This is a genomic window from Pseudomonas sp. MF6751 (assembly GCF_016613265.1).
Lineage (GTDB): Bacteria > Pseudomonadota > Gammaproteobacteria > Pseudomonadales > Pseudomonadaceae > Aquipseudomonas > Aquipseudomonas fluorescens_BV.
In genome coordinates this window covers 24998-43732 of record NZ_JAENSV010000036.1, presented here as the reverse complement: position 1 = coordinate 43732, position 18735 = coordinate 24998, and the positions used below count along the sequence as shown (strand labels likewise).

General features: G+C 63.2%; 15 protein-coding genes and 1 pseudogene. 12 read left to right on the top strand and 4 right to left on the bottom strand.

The window, feature by feature from the left end; genetic code table 11:
• Nucleotides 1–137: 137 nt before the first annotated feature.
• The 4 genes from JJD66_RS22110 to JJD66_RS22095 form a co-directional block, all read right to left on the bottom strand.
• Complete coding sequence (locus JJD66_RS22110; RefSeq protein WP_200649036.1) at nt 138–1019, bottom strand: TIGR03915 family putative DNA repair protein; 882 nt, start codon at nt 1017–1019, stop codon at nt 138–140.
• Nucleotides 1016–2236 carry a putative DNA modification/repair radical SAM protein gene (locus JJD66_RS22105; protein WP_200649035.1) on the bottom strand — a complete coding sequence of 407 codons (1221 nt, stop codon included), beginning with the start codon at nt 2234–2236 and terminating at the stop codon, nt 1016–1018. The genes JJD66_RS22110 and JJD66_RS22105 overlap by 4 nt, the downstream gene beginning before the upstream one ends.
• Nucleotides 2237–2423: 187 nt before the next feature.
• Nucleotides 2424–3761, bottom strand: a complete 1338-nt coding sequence (locus JJD66_RS22100) for a lysine N(6)-hydroxylase/L-ornithine N(5)-oxygenase family protein (protein ID WP_054897439.1) — start codon at nt 3759–3761, stop codon at nt 2424–2426.
• Between the two features lie 119 nt (nt 3762–3880).
• A complete protein-coding gene (locus JJD66_RS22095) occupies nt 3881–4363 on the bottom strand; it encodes a sigma-70 family RNA polymerase sigma factor (protein WP_105227245.1) in 483 nt (160 codons plus the stop codon).
• Nucleotides 4364–4689: 326 nt separating this feature from the next.
• On the opposite strand from JJD66_RS22095, the gene JJD66_RS22090 reads away from it, so the two are divergent.
• From JJD66_RS22090 to JJD66_RS22035, 12 genes and pseudogenes are all read left to right on the top strand, one after another.
• Nucleotides 4690–5859 carry an efflux RND transporter periplasmic adaptor subunit gene (locus tag JJD66_RS22090; protein ID WP_200649034.1) on the top strand — a complete coding sequence of 390 codons (1170 nt, stop codon included), beginning with the start codon at nt 4690–4692 and terminating at the stop codon, nt 5857–5859.
• Nucleotides 5849–7832, top strand: a pseudogene (locus JJD66_RS22085) (MacB family efflux pump subunit). The gene JJD66_RS22090 and the pseudogene JJD66_RS22085 overlap by 11 nt, the downstream one beginning before the upstream one ends.
• The gene (locus tag JJD66_RS22080; protein WP_200649033.1) at nt 7825–9237 is read left to right on the top strand and encodes an efflux transporter outer membrane subunit; all 1413 of its coding nucleotides are present in this window, start codon (nt 7825–7827) and stop codon (nt 9235–9237) included. The pseudogene JJD66_RS22085 and the gene JJD66_RS22080 overlap by 8 nt, the downstream one beginning before the upstream one ends.
• A 107-nt stretch (nt 9238–9344) precedes the next feature.
• Nucleotides 9345–10100 (top strand): hypothetical protein, encoded by a 756-nt coding sequence (locus JJD66_RS22075; RefSeq protein ID WP_057975027.1) that lies wholly within the window; start codon nt 9345–9347, stop codon nt 10098–10100.
• 112 nt (nt 10101–10212) lie between these two features.
• Nucleotides 10213–10980: a FadR/GntR family transcriptional regulator gene (locus tag JJD66_RS22070; RefSeq protein WP_034127984.1), complete on the top strand. Its 768-nt coding sequence runs from the start codon at nt 10213–10215 to the stop codon at nt 10978–10980.
• Nucleotides 10981–11217: 237 nt separating this feature from the next.
• A complete protein-coding gene (locus tag JJD66_RS22065; RefSeq protein WP_105227249.1) occupies nt 11218–12420 on the top strand; it encodes an ABC transporter substrate-binding protein in 1203 nt (400 codons plus the stop codon).
• Between the two features lie 57 nt (nt 12421–12477).
• Complete coding sequence (locus tag JJD66_RS22060; protein WP_003192337.1) at nt 12478–13338, top strand: branched-chain amino acid ABC transporter permease; 861 nt, start codon at nt 12478–12480, stop codon at nt 13336–13338.
• Nucleotide 13339: 1 nt separating this feature from the next.
• The gene (locus JJD66_RS22055) at nt 13340–14350 is read left to right on the top strand and encodes a branched-chain amino acid ABC transporter permease (RefSeq protein WP_096143775.1); all 1011 of its coding nucleotides are present in this window, start codon (nt 13340–13342) and stop codon (nt 14348–14350) included.
• Nucleotides 14347–15096 carry an ABC transporter ATP-binding protein gene (locus JJD66_RS22050; RefSeq protein ID WP_014719039.1) on the top strand — a complete coding sequence of 250 codons (750 nt, stop codon included), beginning with the start codon at nt 14347–14349 and terminating at the stop codon, nt 15094–15096. Before JJD66_RS22055 ends, JJD66_RS22050 begins: the two co-directional genes overlap by 4 nt.
• Nucleotides 15096–15791 carry an ABC transporter ATP-binding protein gene (locus JJD66_RS22045; RefSeq protein ID WP_003192343.1) on the top strand — a complete coding sequence of 232 codons (696 nt, stop codon included), beginning with the start codon at nt 15096–15098 and terminating at the stop codon, nt 15789–15791. Before JJD66_RS22050 ends, JJD66_RS22045 begins: the two co-directional genes overlap by 1 nt.
• A gap of 13 nt (nt 15792–15804) precedes the next feature.
• Complete coding sequence (locus tag JJD66_RS22040; RefSeq protein ID WP_200649032.1) at nt 15805–17073, top strand: Zn-dependent hydrolase; 1269 nt, start codon at nt 15805–15807, stop codon at nt 17071–17073.
• On the top strand, nt 17070–18473 hold the full coding sequence (locus tag JJD66_RS22035) for an amidase (RefSeq protein WP_200649031.1): 1404 nt from the start codon (nt 17070–17072) through the stop codon (nt 18471–18473). The genes JJD66_RS22040 and JJD66_RS22035 overlap by 4 nt, the downstream gene beginning before the upstream one ends.
• Nucleotides 18474–18735 lie beyond the last annotated feature (262 nt).

The window sequence follows — 18735 nt, the reverse complement described above, 5'->3', positions numbered from 1 at the left end:
CCTCAAACCCGCGCTACCGGAACAATAGTCCTGCACGGCTGCGAGTTTTGCTTGCTCTGTGTACTTACCCATGACACCCCCAAGGTTGTGTCCAACCTTTGGGGGTCAGTTCACTCTGCGTGGGAACGATCAATCAGTCACCCCACATCTGACTGGTCGACCGCCATCGCAGGCAAGCCAGCTCCCACATTGACCGGGTTTACAATTCTTTTACCTGGCTTGGCCCCCACCAGCTTCGCCTGCCCATCCTTCTGCTTGCCCGTGCGGGCTTCGCTGATCAGCCCCGGGATCAACTTGCCCTCCGGCAAATTCTTCCAGAAGCGGCTGGGCAAGTGCCCTTCCATCACCTTGGGATTCAGCCGCGCCGGGTTGAAGATGTGACTGTAGTAGGTCAGCCACATGGCGCTGTGGGGATCTTCAACATTCTGTGCCAGTTGCTGCCAGGCCTCGGGGCACTGGCGCTGATGAATCAGTTGCTCGCCGTCGTAATACACCCCGTCCAGGGGCGTGGCGATCATCCAGCGATGGCGGCCCATGCGCCCGATAAAATGCTCGCTGGCGCTCTTGAGAATGTCATGGGCCGGCTCATGCCAGGCCACGTACTCCGGCAGTTCCGGCCCGGCCCCGTCCGGCAGCGCGATGAAGCGCACAAACGCATGCAAGTGGTGGGCTTCCCGGCTGACTTGCTTGATGCGCCGCTGCAATTCGCTGCCAAGCTTGTCCCCCGCGAGCATGGCCGTGCGATCACCATGGCTGACCCGCCACAGCACTTCATACAACAGGCTCCAGCGCTGATCACCGTGATAACAGGCAGCGGACTCCAACAATTGCAACAACGCCTTGGGTATGCGCGCCTGAAACGGCCCCAACCCTGGTGGGATCGGTTCATCGGTAGCGAACAGGTCCGCCGCCTGCACCTCGCCCCAGCTGACTTGGCTGGGGTCGACCTGATGGCTGAGCAACCAGCGTGCCTGTTCGCGCCAGGTGCTGAACAGGTTGTCGCACTCCAGGCTGATCATCCCCACAGCCCCATCTGTTGCGGCTGCGGGCGGTCACGCAGTTGTTCGCGCAACAACACACTGGTGCTGTCGGCCTGTTGCGGGTGGTAGTCGCTGGTGATGAAAAACGGCTTAGCCTTGGCCAGCACGCAGCGCATGCGCGCCAGGTCTTCGAAGCGGATCTTGCGTTCACGGCGCAGGTCGACCAGGCGCTGGGTGGTGCGCAGGCCGATGCCGGGAATACGTGCGATCAGGGTCGGCTCGGCGCGGTTCAGGTCCAGGGGGAACACCTCACGATGCTCCAGGGCCCAGGCCAGCTTGGGGTCGATATCCAGTGCCAGGTCACCGGGGCCGGCGAACAGCTCATTGGCGCTGAAACCGTAGCTGCGCAGCAGGAAATCAGCCTGGTACAAGCGGTGCTCGCGCATCAAGGGCGGCGCGGCCAGGGGTACGCTTTTCGGGCTGTTGGGGATGGGGCTGAACGCCGAGTAATACACGCGGCGCAGCTTGAAATTACCGTACAACGCCTCGGCACCGTGCAGGATGGTGCTGTCGTCGGTGTCGTCGGCACCGACGATCATCTGCGTGCTCTGCCCGGCCGGGGCAAAACGTGGCGCACGGGGTTCGTTGAGCACCGTCTGTTCGCCGGTGTAGATGGTCTGCATGGCCTGCTTGATCGAGCCGATCTGCTTCTCGGGCGCCAGGGTCTGCAGGCTGGCGTCGGTGGGCAGTTCGATATTCACGCTGAGGCGATCGGCATAACGGCCAGCCTCGGCGATCAGGGTCGGGTCCGCATCGGGGATGGTCTTGAGGTGGATATAACCGCGAAAGTCATGCTCTTCGCGCAGCAGTTTGGCGACCCGCACCAGTTGCTCCATGGTGTAGTCCGACGAACGGATGATGCCGGAACTGAGGAACAGCCCACTGACGCAATTGCGCTTGTAGAAATCCAGGGTCAGGGTGACCACCTCCTCCGGGCTGAAGCGCGCACGGGGCACGTCGCTGGAGCGGCGGTTGACGCAGTATTGGCAGTCGTAGAGGCAGAAGTTGGTGAGCAACACCTTGAGCAACGACACGCAACGGCCATCGGGCGTGTAGCTGTGGCAGATGCCCATGCCATTGGTGGAACCCAGCCCCGCCTTGCCCTCGGAACTGCGCTTGGGCGCGCCACTGCTGGCGCAGGACGCGTCGTACTTGGCGGCGTCGGCGAGGATGCTGAGTTTTTCGATCAACTGCATGGAGGGCTACCTATACTGGTTTTTTGTACAGTACCAATAGCCACACTTTGTCACAAGTGCCGTCTGTAGGAGCGAGCTCTTGTGGCGAGGGAGCTTGCTCCCGCTGGGCTGCGAAGCGGCCCCAAAAGCTTGCGGGCGCTGCGCACCCGAACGGGAGCAAGCTCCCTCGCCACAATAAGGGGATCGGTCAGCTGGCGGTTGCCAGCAGCAAGTCCTGCACCGAACGCGCCTTGCCACGGTGATGATCCAGCGCATACAACGACGCCGCAATCTCATCGGCCCGGATCGGCAGCACCGACAGCAAGGTATCGCTCAAGCCATGGCTGGCCTGGCTGAAGCCCTGGATGTAGATGCCAGCCTTGCAGCGCTCGTCGGTGACGATGCGGTAGTCGCGGGCCACTTCGAAGTCGCCCATGTAGGCTTGCAGCGGCGCCAGCAGTTCACGGTGCATCTGGCGCTCGTAGCCGGTGGCCAGGATTACCGCGTCGTAATGGTTGAGGCTGGTTTCGCCGGTGGCGCTATTGCGCAGGGCCAGTTCGATACCCAGCGGGCCTGGGGTGGCCTTCTCCACTACGGTCAGGGTGCGGAACGCCTGGCGGGCGATGCCGGAGACTTTCTGGCGGTAGAAAATCCCGTAGATTCGCTCGATCAGGTCCAGGTCCACCACCGAGTAGTTGGTGTTCTGGTATTCGGCGACCAAACGCTCACGCTCGGCACCGACTTGCTGGAACACCAGGTCAGTAAAGGCCGGCGAGAACACTTCGTTGACGAACGGGCTGTCGTCGGCCGGTTTGAGCGCCGAACCGCGCAGGATCATATCGACCTGCACCGACGGGAAGCTGTCATTGAGGTCAATAAAAGCTTCGGCCGCGCTCTGGCCGCCGCCGATCACGGCGATGCGCATCGGCTTGCCGTCTACGCACGGCTGGCTGGCCATGCGCTCCAGGTACTGGGAATGGTGAAACACCCGGCTATCACCCTTGAGCGCCTTGAATGCCTCGGGGATGCGCGGTGTGCCGCCGGCGCTGACCACCACCGAACGGGTGGTGCGCACATGCTGCTCGCCCTGGGCATCACGGGAGATCACACGCAATGCCTCGACCTGCTGCTGATGCAGGATCGGCTCGATGGCCAGCACTTCCTCGCCGTAGTTGGCCTGAGCCTGGAACTGCCCCGCCACCCAGCGCAGGTAGTCGTTGTACTCCATGCGGCAAGGGTAAAAGGTGCCCAGGTTGATGAAGTCCACCAGGCGGTCGTGGGCCTTGAGGTAGTTGACGAAGGAGTACGGGCTGGTGGGGTTGCGCAGGGTCACCAGGTCCTTGAGGAAGGAAATCTGCAGTTCACTCTGGGTCACCAGGGTATTGCCGTGCCAGCGGTAGTCGGCTTGTTTGTCGAGAAACAGCACGTCCAGCTTGCCCTGGGCCTTTTCACGCTCCTGCAGGGCGATGGCCAGCGCCAGGTTCGAAGGGCCGAAACCGATCCCGATCAGGTCATGAACCGCGGGCGAAGCAATTGCCTGTGTCATTCCAGTGTCCTCTGGATAAGCCCCATGGCGGTGGGGCGGGAATACCTTCATGGCCTGAACAACAGGCCGTGTGTTGATAGGAAACGAGGACAGTGAAATAAAATTTAACTAACAGCCGATCAGTGCGCTTCCCACTCGCGCATGCGCACCCGGCAGTGCTTCATCGCGTTGACGATGTGTTTTTCCACCAGGCTGCGGGAAATGTTCAGGCGTTCAGCGATTTGCAGATGGGACAGGCCTTCGAGTTTGCGCAACAGAAAACTGTCGCGACAGGCCGCCGGCAGCTCGGCCAAGGCGCGCTCGAGCATCTCCAGGCGCTGGCCCTGGTCGTGGCTGGCGTGGGGGGAACAGGCGGCGAAGCGCTCTTCGCTGTCCAGCACCTCCAGGGGCTCGACCTGACGCAAGGCGTTGCGCCGATGGCCGTCGATCACCAGGTTCAAGGCGGTGCGGTACAGGAAGGCGCGGGGCTGTTCGATCGGGGTGTCGCTTGCGCGCTCGAGCACCCGCACATAAGCGTCATGCACCACATCTTCGGCCACCTGACGGTTGCCCAGCTTGGCGTTGAGGAAACACACCAGCTCGCGATAGTAGTTTTCCAACATGACTCCTGACCCCACGGCCTTGGTACAAACGACACCCAGCCCCTGTAGGAGCGAGCTTGCTCGCGAAAAACCCAAGAGCGCACCCCCTTATCTGGATGCGCCCGCAATCATTGGCGGTTTAGCCATCACCGATGATGGCAGTTTGAGTGCGTGCAATTTATAGTAATTCTCATCTACTTTTAAAGAACTCTCTCATCAGCGGTCGGTTTTTTTCGCAATTGGCGCTGTAACTACTTATGTAACAGCCTAAATTCCGGAGCATTTTCCTCGTTTACCTGTCAGCTCTGCGCGACTGCGCCCCGAACTTTCCTGGCTGGAAGCTACCCATGAAACGCCCTCGACCTGCCCGACGCGCCCTGCTTGTGGTGGCGTGCCTGATTCCCATCGTTGCGTTTGCCACCTGGCAGGGCCTGACGCCGGGCCGCGACGCCCTGGCCACCGTCACCGTGACCCGCGCCGACATCGAAAACAGTGTCACCGCCCTGGGCACCCTGCAACCGCGACGTTACGTAGACGTCGGCGCCCAGGCCTCCGGGCAGATCCGCAAGATCCACGTCGAGGCCGGCGACCAGGTCCAAGAGGGCCAATTGCTGGTGGAGATCGACCCCGCCACGCAAAAAGCCAAGCTCGACGCCAGCCGCTATGCCATCGAAAACCTGCAGGCCCAGTTGCAGGAGCAGAAAGCCCAGCACCAACTGGCCCACCAGAAGTACCAGCGTCAGCAGCGCCTGAGTGCCGGCAACGCCACCCGCGAGGAAGACGTGCAGACCGCCAAGGCAGAACTGCGCGCGACCCAGGCGCGGGTCCAGATGTTCCAGGCACAGATCCGCCAGGCCCAGGCCAGCCTGCGCAGCGATGAGGCCGAGTTGGGCTACACGCGCATCTACGCGCCGATGACCGGTACCGTGGTGGCCGTGGACGCGCGCGTCGGCCAGACCCTCAACGCGCAACAGCAAACCCCGCTGATCCTGCGCATCGCCAAGCTGTCGCCCATGACGGTGTGGGCGGAAGTCTCCGAAGCCGACATCGGCCATGTCAAACCCGGCATGAGCGCGTATTTCACCACCCTGAGCGGTGGCAGCCGGCGCTGGACCAGCACCGTGCGCCAGATCCTGCCGATCCCGCCCAAGCCCTTGAACGAAACCCAGGGCAGCGGCAGCCCGAGCAGCACCAGCAAGAGCGGCACTGGCCGAGTGGTGCTGTACACGGTGCTGCTGGACGTGGACAACGCCGACAACGCGCTGATGGCCGAGATGACCACCCAGGTCTTTTTCGTCGCCAGCCAAGTCAAGGACGCCCTCTCCGTACCCGTCGCCGCCTTGCAAAGCGTGCCCGGCTCCGCAGCGCAAATCGCCCGGGTGGTCGCCAAAAACGGAGCCATCGAAGACCGTGAAGTGCGCCTGGGCATCAGCGACCGCCTGCGGGTGGAAGTGCTCGAGGGGTTGAGCGAGGGCGACCACCTGTTGATCGGCCCGGTTGATAGCCATGGGGGCTGAAATGACCACGCCCCTGATTGAACTCAAAGGCATCCGCAAATCCTACGGCGGCGGCGACAGCCCGCAGGTCGATGTGTTGCGCGGCATCGACCTGTCGATCCATGCCGGCGAGTTCGTCGCCATTGTCGGCGCGTCGGGCTCGGGTAAATCGACGCTGATGAACATCCTCGGCTGCCTCGACCGCCCCACCGAGGGCGACTATCTGTTCGCCGGGGAAAACGTCGCCCACCTGGGCAGCGACGAACTGGCCTGGCTACGCCGCGAAGCCTTCGGTTTTGTGTTTCAGGGCTACCACTTGATTCCCTCAGGCTCCGCCCAGGAAAACGTCGAGATGCCGGCGATCTATGCCGGCATCAGCGCCGCCGAACGCCATGCCCGCGCCAGCGCCCTGCTCACCCGCCTGGGCCTGGCCGAGCGCACCGGCAATCGGCCGCACCAGCTGTCGGGTGGGCAACAGCAACGGGTGTCCATCGCCCGCGCCCTGATGAACGGCGGCCATATCATCCTCGCCGACGAACCCACCGGCGCCCTCGACAGCCATAGCGGCGCCGAGGTCATGGCCTTGCTCGACGAACTGGCGAGCCAGGGCCATGTGGTCATCCTGATTACCCACGACCGTGAAGTGGCGGCGCGAGCCAACCGCATCATTGAGATTCGCGACGGCCAGATCATCAGCGATTCGGCTGACACCCGCGCGGCCACACCCAGCGTGGCGGCCGGCGCCTTGCACGCCGTGGACCTGCGTCAACGGCTGGTCGACGGCGCCGAGCACAATGGTGCCTGGAAAGCCGAATTGCTGGACGCCGTGCAGGCCGCCTGGCGGGTGATGTGGATCAACCGTTTTCGCACGGCGCTGACGCTGCTGGGCATCATCATCGGCGTCGCGTCGGTGGTGGTGATGCTGGCAGTGGGCGAAGGCAGCAAGCGCCAGGTCATGGCGCAGATGGGGCGCGTTCGGCTCCAATATCATCTACCTCAGCGGGTCTTCGCCCAACCCGCGTACGCCGCTGGGTATCGTGTCCCTCAACGATGTCGCGGCCCTGGCGACGCTGCCTCAGGTCAAGCGCATCATGCCGGTCAACGGCACCGACGCGGGAGTGCGCTTCGGCAACGTCGACTACATGGCTTACGTGGGGGGCAACGACACCAACTTCCCGGAGATCTTCAACTGGCCGGTGGTCGAGGGCAGCTACTTCACCGAGGCCGACGAACGCGCCGCCGCCACGGTCGCCGTGATCGGCGCGCGCATCCGCCAAAAATTGTTCAAGGACGTGGCCAACCCTATCGGCCAGTACATCCTGATCGAGAACGTACCCTTCCAGGTGGTCGGCGTGCTCGCGGAAAAAGGCTCAAGCTCCGGCAACAAGGACAGTGACGACCGTGTCGCCATTCCCTACAGCGCCGCCAGTGTCCGCCTGTTCGGCAGCTACAACCCCGAATACGTGGCGATTGCCACCACCGATGCACGCAAGGTGCATGAAGCCGAACGCGCCATCGACCAACTGATGCTGAAGCTACATAACGGCAAGCGCGACTACGAGCTGACCAACAATGCCGCGATGATTCAGGCCGAAGCCCGCACCCAGAACACCCTGTCGCTGATGCTCGGCTCGATTGCGGCGATTTCCCTGCTGGTGGGCGGCATCGGCGTGATGAATATCATGTTGATGACCGTGCGCGAACGCACCCGTGAAATCGGCATCCGCATGGCCACCGGGGCGCGCCAGCGCGACATCCTGCGCCAGTTCCTCACCGAGGCGGTGATGCTCTCGGTGGTCGGCGGCCTGTTCGGTATTGCCCTGGCATTGCTGGTGGGCGGCGTGCTGGTGCTGGCTGAAGTGGCGGTGCAGTTTTCCCTGGTGGCGGTGCTCGGCGCGTTTGGCTGTGCGCTGGTGACCGGCGTCGTATTCGGCTTTATGCCGGCCCGTAAAGCTGCCCGGCTCGATCCGGTTAAGGCGTTGACCAGTGAATAAACGATCAATCACCCCGCCGCTGTCAGCGCTCAGCCTGTGCCTGTTGCTCACGGCCTGTGGCGCTAACCCGCCCGCCATTGATAGCGGCCTCGCCGCGCCCGCCACCTGGCACTATGCAGAACGCGAAGCGACCCAAGCCATCAACCAGCGCTGGTGGACGCAGTTTGGCAGCCCGGCGTTGAACCGCCTGATCGACCAGGCCCGTCGTGACAGTTTCGACGTAGCGGCCGCCATGGCGCGGGTCCGTCAGGCCCAGGCCACGGCGGTGATTGCCGGCGCACCGCTGCTGCCGGAACTGAAGTTCAACCTCACCGCCAACCGGCAAAGGCTGTTGCGCGGCAGCGGCAACTCGGACCTGGACGCCACCGAAAGCAACCGGACCGTCAACAGCTATGACGCCAGCCTCACCGCCAGCTATGAAATCGACTTCTGGGGGGGCCGCGCCGCTGCGCGCGACAGCGCCGTGCACAGCCTGCACGCCAGTGAGTTCGATCAGGCCAACGTGGAGCTGACCCTGCTCAGCAATGTCGCCGACCGCTACGCGCAAACCCTGGCCGCACGCCAGCGCCTGCAGATTGCCGAGCTCAACCTGGCCAATGCACGCAATGTGCTGAACCTGGTACAGACCCGCCACGACGCAGGTTCCGCCACGGCCCTGGAACTGGCACAACAGAAGAGCCTGGTGGCCAGCCAGCAACGGCAGTTGCCGCTGATCCAGCAATCGGTCGAAGAGTCGCAAATCACTTTGGCCGCCTTGCTCGGTCAACCGGTACAGGCTCTGGAACTGGGCGCTGAACCCTTCCAGGCATTGACCTGGCCGAGTATCGGGCCCGGTGTACCGAGCCAGTTATTGAGCCGGCGCCCCGACCTCGCCCAGGCCGAGGCCCAGTTGGCAGCGGCCCGTGCCGACGTCACGGTGGCCCGTGCAGCGATGCTGCCTTCAGTGACATTGGGCGCGACCCTCGGCTCTGGCGCATACAAGGCCCAAGAGGTCCTGCGCAGCCCCTTCTACACCCTGACCTCGGGCCTGATGGCGCCAATCTTCAACAATGGTCGGCTGAGCGCCGAACGCGACAAGGCGCGGGCACGCCAGGATGAACTGCTGCAAACCTACCGCGGAGCGATCATCAATGGCTTTGCCGATGTGGAGAAAGCCCTCAGCAGCATCACCCGCCTTGACCAGCAACGCCAGTGGCAAAGCGAGGAGCTGCAACAGGCGCAGACCGCGTTTCAGATTGCCCAGAGCCGCTACGAAGCCGGTGCCGAAGACCTGCTCACGGTGCTGGAAACCCAGCGCACTTTGTACGGCGCCCAGGACCAGAACGTGCTACTGCGCCTGTCGCGCCTACAAGCCAGCATCGCCCTGTACAAGGCATTAGGCGGTGGCTGGAAAACCAACATCTGATAAACGAAACTCATATTTCATACACGAGTTGTTTCTTCACCCTACATTCTCCACCTCAAGGTCCTTGGTAAAAAAGCCGTTATCACACGGAAGCCCGGGACCTCATGATGAAACCCAGCGTTGTTGTAAAAGGCCTGGCCTGCATTGGCTGCTGGTTGATACCGAACCTGGCGCTGGCCAAGCCCTTGATCGCCCCCACCGCAATCGACTGGCTGCTGGACTGCCCCCTCACCACGACGGCGCACTTGAACCCGCAAGTGGTTGGCCGCACCCAATGCGGCCTGGTCAACGTTCCCCGCGACCATGCCGCCCCCCAGCGCGGCCGCCTAAGCTTGAGCGTGACACGGGTAGGCGCACGGCAACCGCTCAACCGTGAAGGTGTCGTGTTCATCCAGGCCGGCGAACCCCTCCAGGCCAAGGACGCGCCTTTCGTTCTTCACCTCGCCAGCCGCTGGGAGTCGCTTGCCACCCAGGCCTATCGCACCCTGGTCGACCGTTATGACGTCATCGAGCTGAGCGCCCGCGACCTGCGCGAGGGCAATGCCGTGGAACAGGCCGCGCGGGACATGGAGTTCGTGCGCGGGCAACTTGACGAGGCGCGCCTCAACTACCTGGGCAACGCCGCTGCCACCCGCCTCGGCAGCCGCTACGGTACGCTGTTTCCCGAGCGTGTCGGGCGCATGGTGCTGATCAATGCCGAGCCTGGCGAAGCAGTCGCCACCGGTGTCGAGCAACTCTTGCTCAAGGAGTCGGCGCGCGCAGGCGCCGACGGCTGTGTCAACCGCTGGCTGGGGGATTTTCTCGCCTATGGTAGACAACCGCCGGCGTCCACGCGCTGTCTCGACCTCAGCGCCTGGGAGTAAGTAGCCCACGCATTTACGACCTCTTGCCACCAAAAACGACAGCCTGCGTTGACGCACTTCCCCAATCGTTATTAAGTGCTATTTATCCGTATTAATACGATAAATCACCGCCATGCTGACTCGCCCGCTACGCCGCAAACGCCAGAAGCTGTCCGATGTGATTGTCGAGTCGGTCAAGCGCTCGATCGTCACCGACGCCTTGAAGCCCGGCGACCGCCTGCCCACCGAGCGCGAGTTGATGGAAAGCTTCCAGTGTTCCAAAGGCTCGGCACGCGAAGCGCTCAAGGCGTTGGAAGTGGAGGGCCTGGTGAGCACGCGCACCGGCCCCAGCGGCGGGGCTTACTTGAACCAGGCCGGCACCGAGCCGGCCAGCCGCGCCTTGCGCAATTACCTGCACTTCCAGCACCTGGACGGCGAGCAGGTCTACCAACTGCGCAAGGTCATCGAAGTGGAATTGGCGGTGTCGGTGCTCGGGCGTTTGAGCGAAAACGATTACACCGCCCTGCAAGCCAATGTGGATTTTTGCAGCGCCCCCGAAGACAGCGAAGCCGGCCAGCGCGAACAACGCCTGGCGGAACTGGAGTTCCACAACCTGCTGGCCCGGGCCTGCCCCAACCCGCTGCTGAGCTTCATGGCGCAGTTTCTCAATGACTTGCTGCGCGACCTGGTAGTGCTGAAAAAAGCCTACAAGCCCAAGCGCAAGCAGTTCGACGCGGCCAACCTCGACTATCACAAGCAACTGCTGATCGCCTTTCGCGCCGGGGACGAAAGCGCGGTGCGCAGCTTGATGCATGAACACATGTGCGATGCCGAACACCATATGACCGCGCTGGAAGGCCAGGTGAGCCCGCATTTCCTCTTGGAGTTCGACCACCCTTAAACACGCCAACAATCCAATGTGGGAACCCGATCAATGTGGGAGCTGGCTTGCCTGCGATGCGGGCGCCTCGGTGTTACAGAGGGACCGAGTCGATGCCATCGCAGGCAAGCCAGCTCCCACAGTTGACCCCGTTCACCCGCGAAATCGAGTTATCCAATAACAAGCCTGCCCACAGGCCCTTGCTCCACCGTATCGCCCTTGCCGCTCCTGCCAATAACTAAACCAGGGAGTCACCCCATGCAGCGTCGTACGTTATTGAAAGCCAGCCTCACCGCGGCCGCCGCCCTCAGCCTTCCGCTGAGCGTGCGTTCGGCATTCGCCGCCGAGCCCTTTACCTTTTACGGCCTCAAGTCCATGTCTGGCGCCTTTGCCAGCTATGGCAAATTTGCCGACATGGGTTCGCGCCTGGCGGTGCAGCAACACGCCCAATTGCTCGGCCGCCCACTGAACTACAAGGTCATCGACACCGAAGGCAACGCCGGCAAGGCAGTGCGCAAGGTGCAGGAGGCCATCGCGCAGGACGGCGCACGGTTCTTCCAGGGCTGCACGCTGTCGTCTTCCGCGCTGGCAGTGGCCAAGGAAGTGGACAAGGTCGGCGGCGTGTTCATGACCCCGGTGGGCGCCGATGAAGTCACCGGCAAGGACTGCAACAAGGCGACCTTCCGCTGGTCGGTGCCCACCTACGGCGCGATACGCGAAACCATGGTGCCGCTGATCAAGCTGCTGCCGGACGCCAAGCGCTGGTACACCATCACCCCGCAATACGTGTTCGGCGAAGCCTTGCTCGAAGGCGCCAAAAGCGTACTCAAGGAACATGGCCTGGAACACGTGGGCAACAGCTACCACTCGCTGCAGGAACAGGAATTCTCCGGTTACCTGACCAACGCCATTTCCACCAAGCCCGATGTGCTGGTGCTGCTCAACTTTGGCAGCCAATCGTCCAACACCCTGCGCCAGGCCGTGAACTTCGGCATCAAGGAGCGCATGAAGGTGCTGCTGGTGTGGTCTGCCGGCCTGGATCAGTTCCAGGAACTGGGCAGCGATGTGCTCGAGGGCGTGTACCTCGGCGCACAGTACTGGCACCAGGTCGACACCCCGCTCAACCGTGAACTGGTCAAACTGACCCAGGCCAAGTACGGCATCAACCCCACCTACCCGCTGGCCGCCGACTACATCAGCACCAAAGTCATGCTCGACACCATCATTGCCACCGGCAGCTTCGACGGCCCGACCGTGGCCAAGGCCCTGCAAGGCTTGAGCTACGAAGGCCCGACCGGCAAGGAGTCGATCCGCGCCGGCGACCACCAGGTGATCAAGGACTACTACCTGCTGATCGGCAAGGCCAGCGGCGACATGGCCGACAAGGACGACCTGGCCAAAGTGCTCAGCGCTGGCCAATCGTTCCCCGCAGTCGAGGCGACGGGCTGCACGCTCGGCTGACCGCTTAACTTTTGTCGCGCAGGGCCGTGCAAGCGGCCGTCTGCGGAGGGTGCCTGCATGCTTAATTTGTACCTGTTCCAGATTCTCAACGGCCTTGGGCTGGGGATGATCTACTTCCTGATCGCAGTGGGGCTGACGATCATTTTCGGCCTGCTCAACTTCGTCAATTTCGCCCACGGCGCGTTTTTCCTGCTCGGTGCCTACATCTGCTACACCGCGGTGAGCCTCACCGGCAACTTCTGGCTGGCGCTGCTGATCGCGCCGCTGGTGGTGGCCGCACTGGCCTGGGTGATCGAGCGCTTGCTGATCCAGCGCATCTACCACTTGCCCCACATGTTCCAGATTCTGGTGACCCTGGGGATCGCCCTGATCATCCAGGAAGCCAGCGTGATGATCTGGGGCCCGGTGGGCAAAAGCGTCGCCGTGCCGGAGCTGTTGCGCGGCGTGCTGGTGGTGGGTGATTTCGTCTACCCCTACTACCGCCTGTTCCTTATCGTGTTTTCCGGGCTGGTGGGCCTGGGCCTGTGGCTGCTGCTGGAACGTACGCGCTTCGGTGCTCTGGTGCGCGCTGGCAGTGAAAGCACCGAAACCGTGTCGCTGCTGGGCACCAATATTTTCCGCCTGTTCTCCATGACCTTCGCCCTTGGTGTCGCCCTGGCCGGTGTCGCTGGGGTGTTGTTTGCGCCCTTGCGCGGCGCCCAGCCCTTTGTCGGCCCGGAGATTCTGGGCATCGCCTTCGTGGTGGTGGTGATCGGCGGCATGGGCTCGTTCAGCGGTGCGCTGGTCGGCGGTTTGCTGGTGGGCGTGGTGCAAAGCCTGATGACCACACTTTGGCCCCAGGGTGCGAGCCTGATGATCTACGGTGCGATGGCCGTGGTGATTCTGGTACGCCCTTATGGCCTGTTCGGGAGAGCCTGACATGAGCGATAAAAACCCGCTGCCGTTTGCCAAGACCCAATCCAGAGCCATGTTGCTGTGGGTGTTGGCCGTGCTGATCGGCCTGCCGTTGGTGTTGCCCTCGGCGACCCTGGCCACCGAGATCCTGATCTTTGCCATGGCCGCCCTGGCCTGCAACCTGCTGCTGGGCTATACCGGGCTGCTGTCCTTCGGCCAAGGCATCTTCTTTGGTGCCGGTGCCTATTGTGCGGCGCTGTTGATGATCCACCTGCAACTGGGCCTGTTCACCGCGTTGCTCGGCGCGGCGATTGCCGGTGGTTTCCTGGCGCTGCTGGTGGGCGCCCTGGCAATTCGGCGCACGGGCATTTACTTCGTGATGCTCACGTTGGCGTTCAGCCAGATGGCGTACTTCGTCGCCTACACCCTGAGCGACTGGACCGGCGGCGACAACGGCCTGCTCAGCGTGCCGCGCCCGGAAATTCGTGTGGGCGACACCGTGCTGCTGTCCCTGGCCGACGCCCGTGCCTTCTATGGTTTTGTCGCGGTGCTGTTCCTGCTGATCTTCATCGGCGCACGCCGGGTCATCGCTTCGCCGTTTGGCAGCACGCTGATGGCGATCCGCGAGAACGAAACCCGCGCCTCGGCCATCGGCTACGACACGCGCCACTTCAAGATCCTGGTGTTCGTGCTGTCCGGTGCGGTCACCGGGATTGCCGGGGCGTTGTACGCCATGCTGCTGCACTTTGTGCCGCTGTCGAATATCGACCTGGCGATGTCCGAGAACATCCTGATCATGACCATCGTCGGCGGCACCGGCTCGCTGTTCGGCTCGCTGCTGGGCGCCGGCTCCATCGTGCTGCTGGGCGACTTTCTGTCCGACCTGTGGCCGCGCTGGCTGATGCTGCTGGGGGTAATCCTGATCCTGGTGGTGATCTTCATGCGCGGCGGTTTGTGGGGCGGCCTCGCGTCTCTATTCGAGAAAGTGCGCGGCGCGCGCAAACCCGCGGTCGTCGCCAAGGAGGACGGGCTATGAGTATCTTGCTTGAAACCCAGAACCTGGAGCTGGCCTACGGCGCGTTCCATGCGGTCAATGGCGTCAACCTCAAGGTTGAAGCCGGCACCATCCACACCATCATCGGCCCCAACGGCGCGGGCAAGACCAGCCTGTTCCACTGCCTGACAGGTGAACGCCAGGCCACCGCCGGGGCGATCCATTTCGACGGCAAGAACCTGATGCGCAAGCCCGCCCACGGCCGCGTCGGCCTGGGCATGGCGCGCTCGTTCCAACTCACCAGCCTGTTCCAGAACCTCAGCGTGCGCGAAAACCTGCGCCTGGCCGCCCAGGGCCGCGATGGCTCGCGTGCCTTGAACTTCTGGCGTCGAGTGGACAGCCAGCGCGAACACCTGGAGATGGCCGACCAGGTGCTGGAACGCCTGCAACTCACGGCACGCGCCGACACCCTGGCCGGTGAGTTGTCCCACGGCCAGCAACGGGTGCTGGAGGTGGGCATGTCGATCTGCTCCAAACCCAAACTGTTGATGCTCGACGAGCCCACATCGGGCATGGGCATCGACGATATCCCGATCATGACCCAACTGATCAGCGACCTTGGGCGCGACCATACGGTGCTGTTGATCGAACACAACATGAGCATCGTCATGTCCATCAGCCAACGCATCACGGTGATGAGCCATGGGCAGATTCTGGTGGAAGGCACGCCGGAGTTCGTGCGCGCCGATGAACGTGTGCGTACTGCCTATCTTGGGGAGGCTGCCTGATGCTGATCGTCGAGAATATCCATTCCTACTACGACAAAAGCCATGTGCTTGAGGGCGTGTCGCTGAGCGTCAACCCTGGCGAACTGGTGACCCTGCTCGGCCGTAACGGTGCCGGCAAGACCACCACCCTGCGCAGCATCCTCGGCATCATCTGCCCGCGCCAGGGTCAGATCCACTTCAACGGCCAGGCGCTGGTGGGGCAAAAGATCTTTGAAATTGCGCGCCAGGGCTTGGCGCTGGTACCGGAAAACCGCGGGATTTTCCGCCTGCTGACGGTGGAGGAAAACTTGCGCATCGCCGCCCGCAAGCACAGCCGCTGGCAGCTGGAAGACGTGTACGCCATGTTCCCGCGCCTCAAGGAGCGGCGCAAAAACGCCGGCCATGCGTTGTCCGGCGGCGAACAGCAGATGCTCGCCATCGCCCGCGCCCTGCTGAACGACCCCAAGCTGCTGATCCTCGACGAACCCACTGAAGGCCTGGCCCCGGTGATCGTCGACGAGCTGGTGAAGATCCTGCGCAAGGTCAAGGACGAGGGCCTGCCGGTGTTGCTGGTGGAACAGAACCTGATGGTCTGCGACAAGCTCGCCGACCGCCATTACGTGCTCGAACAGGGCCGCGTGGTGTACGAGGGCAGCGCCGCTGACTTCCGCGCCGACCCGACGATCAAAAACCGTTACCTGGCCTTGAGTGCCTGAGTGGAGATTCCTGATGAATAGTCTTGCGCAACCGCTCCAGAGCGATGCCCCGCTGATCAACCGCGACCGCTTGTGGCAGTCACTGATGGACCTGGCCCAGCTCGGCGCCACGGCCAAGGGCGGCGTGTGTCGCCTGGCCCTCACCGACCTGGACCGCCAGGCCCGCGACCTGTTCGTGCAGTGGTGCGAAGCCGCCGGGTGCAGCGTCAGTGTGGATGCCATCGGCAATATTTTCGCGCGGCGCCCTGGACGCAACCCCACCCTGCCCCCGGTCATGACCGGCAGCCACATCGACACCCAGCCCACCGGCGGCAAGTTCGACGGTTGCTACGGGGTAATGGCCGGGCTGGAAGTGATCCGCACGCTCAATGACTTGCAGATCGAAACCCAGGCCCCCATCGAAGTGGTGGTGTGGACCAACGAAGAAGGCTCGCGCTTCCCGCCGTGCATGATGGGCTCCGGGGTATTTGCCGGGAAGTTCGACTTGCAGGAGACCCTCGACAAGCTCGACGATCAAGGCCTGTCGGTGGGCAGCGAATTGCAGCGCATCGGCTATGCCGGTGCGCGTGCGGTGCTGGGCCATCCGGTGGGCGCTTATTTCGAGGCGCATATCGAGCAAGGCCCGGTGTTGGAGGACCAGGCGATTACCCTGGGCGTGGTGATGGGCTGCCTGGGCCAGAAGTGGTTCGACCTGACCCTCACCGGCGTAGAGGCGCATGCGGGCCCTACGCCCATGCACCTGCGCAAGGATGCCCTGGTGGGCGCTGCCGAGGTGGTCAGCGCGGTCAACCGTATCGCTCATCAGCATCAGCCTCACGCCTGCGGCACCGTCGGCTGCCTTAACCTGCACCCTGGCTCGCGCAACGTGATCCCCGGCCAGGTGCACATGACCATCGACCTGCGTCACCTGCACGCCGACAAGCTGCAAGCCATGGTCGATGAAGTGCGCGCAGTGATCGAAGACGCGGCCGCCCGCCACGGCTTGACGTTTGAACTGACGCCGACTGCCGACTTCCCGCCGCTGGACTTCCACCCTGCCTGCGTCAATGCCGTGCGCGAGGCTGCCCAGGCATTGGGCTTGAGCCATATGGACATTGTCAGCGGCGCCGGGCATGACGCGATCTTCGTTGCTGAACTGGGCCCGGCCGGGATGATCTTTGTGCCGTGCGAAGGCGGCATCAGCCATAACGAAATCGAAAACGCCGCGCCGGATGATCTGGCCGCAGGCTGCGCGGTGTTGCTGCGCTCCATGGTCAACGCGGCGCAGGGAGTTCCAACATGAGTGAGATCGGCCAATTGACGGCGGTGCAACTGCTGCAGCACTTTCGCGACAAGACCTTGTCGCCCGTGGAGGTCACCGAAGACGCGTTGCTGCGCATCGAGCGCTACAACCCGGTGGTGAATGCTTACTGCCATGTCGACCCGCAAGGCGCCCTGGACGCTGCGCGGGCGTCGGAACAACGCTGGTTCAAGGGCGAACCTTGCGGCGCCCTGGATGGCGTGCCGGCGTCGATCAAGGACCTCACGCTGACAGTCGGCATGCCCACGCGCAAAGGCTCGCGCACCTCCAGTGCCGAGGGCCCGTGGGACGTGGACGCGCCCTTCTCGGCCTTCATGCGCAAGGCCGGCGCGGTGCTGCTGGGCAAGACCACCACCCCGGAATTCGGCTGGAAAGGCGTGACCGACAACCCGCTGTACGGCATCACCCGCAACCCGTGGGACACGCGCACCACCGCCGGTGGCTCGTCCGGGGGCGCCGCTGCGGCAGCGGCGTTGAACCTGGGCGTGCTGCACCAGGGCAGCGACGCCGGCGGCTCGATCCGTATTCCCTGTGCGTTTACCGGCACCTTCGGGATCAAGCCGACGTTCGGCTATGTGCCGCAATGGCCGGCCAGCTCCATGACAATCCTGTCGCACCTGGGGCCGATGACGCGCACCGTGCAAGACAGTGTGCTGATGCTGCAAGCCGTGGCGCGACCGGATGCACGGGACGGCTTGATCGGCGCGCCGCGAACCACGCCCTGGCTCGTTCCAGGGACGGACTTGAAAGGGTTGCGTATCGCCTATAGCCCCACGTTCGGCTATGTGAAAGTCGACCCGAAAGTCGCCCAGGTGGTGGATCAGGCTGTGCAGGGCCTGGTGCAACTGGGCGCCCATGTCGAGCAGATCGACCCTGGCTTCAGCGACCCATTGGATGTCTTCAGCACCTTGTGGGCCGCCGGTGCCGCTCGCCTGACCGGCACGATGAGCGAGGCGCAAAAGCAACTGCTGGACCCTGGGCTGCTACGCATTGCGCAACGGGGCGAGCGCTTGAGCCTGGACAATTTCAACGCAGCCCTGGAAGCCCGGGCGGCGCTGGTTGCACGGATGGCAGCCTTCCATGAGCATTACGATGTGTTGGTGTCACCGATGATGCCGATCACCGCGTTCGAAGCCGGGCACAACGTACCGCCGGATTCGGGAATGACTGAGTGGATGGAATGGACGCCGTTCACCTACCCGTTCAACCTCACCCAGCAACCGGCGGCGTCAGTGCCCTGCGGGTTGGCAGCGAATGGCCTGCCGGTGGGCTTGCATGTGGTAGGTGCGCGGTTTGCCGATGAGCAGGTGTTGAGGGTGTGTCACGCGTATGCACAGGCATTCCCCACAGAACACTTGCACACACCGAGAAGCCCGACCTGAAATACCCGCAACTGTGGGAGCTGGCTTGCCTGCGATAGCGCTGGTTCAGTCAGCACATTGGCCTCTGACACACCGCCGTCGCAGCATAGATATCTACACAACGTTGTGGGCTGTAGCAGCACACGGTAACCACGATGCGAAGCGAGTCGCTCTTGATCTTGATCTGCTTTTGATCTCAGGCGCCCCGTTAAACCACGCTGGCCGGAATTCGACAGTGATTTGGGGGGTAAACCGGCAGGGATGCCGGTTTAGCCGCCCCGCG

Coding starts and splice junctions, on each gene's coding strand:
- JJD66_RS22110 (WP_200649036.1), bottom strand. CDS start 1,019: ATGATCAGCCTGGAGTGCGACAACCTGTTCAGCACCTGGCGCGAACAG.
- JJD66_RS22105 (WP_200649035.1), bottom strand. CDS start 2,236: ATGCAGTTGATCGAAAAACTCAGCATCCTCGCCGACGCCGCCAAGTAC.
- JJD66_RS22100 (WP_054897439.1), bottom strand. CDS start 3,761: ATGACACAGGCAATTGCTTCGCCCGCGGTTCATGACCTGATCGGGATC.
- JJD66_RS22095 (WP_105227245.1), bottom strand. CDS start 4,363: ATGTTGGAAAACTACTATCGCGAGCTGGTGTGTTTCCTCAACGCCAAG.
- JJD66_RS22090 (WP_200649034.1), top strand. CDS start 4,690: ATGAAACGCCCTCGACCTGCCCGACGCGCCCTGCTTGTGGTGGCGTGC.
- JJD66_RS22075 (WP_057975027.1), top strand. CDS start 9,345: ATGAAACCCAGCGTTGTTGTAAAAGGCCTGGCCTGCATTGGCTGCTGG.
- JJD66_RS22070 (WP_034127984.1), top strand. CDS start 10,213: ATGCTGACTCGCCCGCTACGCCGCAAACGCCAGAAGCTGTCCGATGTG.
- JJD66_RS22065 (WP_105227249.1), top strand. CDS start 11,218: ATGCAGCGTCGTACGTTATTGAAAGCCAGCCTCACCGCGGCCGCCGCC.
- JJD66_RS22060 (WP_003192337.1), top strand. CDS start 12,478: ATGCTTAATTTGTACCTGTTCCAGATTCTCAACGGCCTTGGGCTGGGG.
- JJD66_RS22055 (WP_096143775.1), top strand. CDS start 13,340: ATGAGCGATAAAAACCCGCTGCCGTTTGCCAAGACCCAATCCAGAGCC.
- JJD66_RS22050 (WP_014719039.1), top strand. CDS start 14,347: ATGAGTATCTTGCTTGAAACCCAGAACCTGGAGCTGGCCTACGGCGCG.
- JJD66_RS22045 (WP_003192343.1), top strand. CDS start 15,096: ATGCTGATCGTCGAGAATATCCATTCCTACTACGACAAAAGCCATGTG.
- JJD66_RS22040 (WP_200649032.1), top strand. CDS start 15,805: ATGAATAGTCTTGCGCAACCGCTCCAGAGCGATGCCCCGCTGATCAAC.
- JJD66_RS22035 (WP_200649031.1), top strand. CDS start 17,070: ATGAGTGAGATCGGCCAATTGACGGCGGTGCAACTGCTGCAGCACTTT.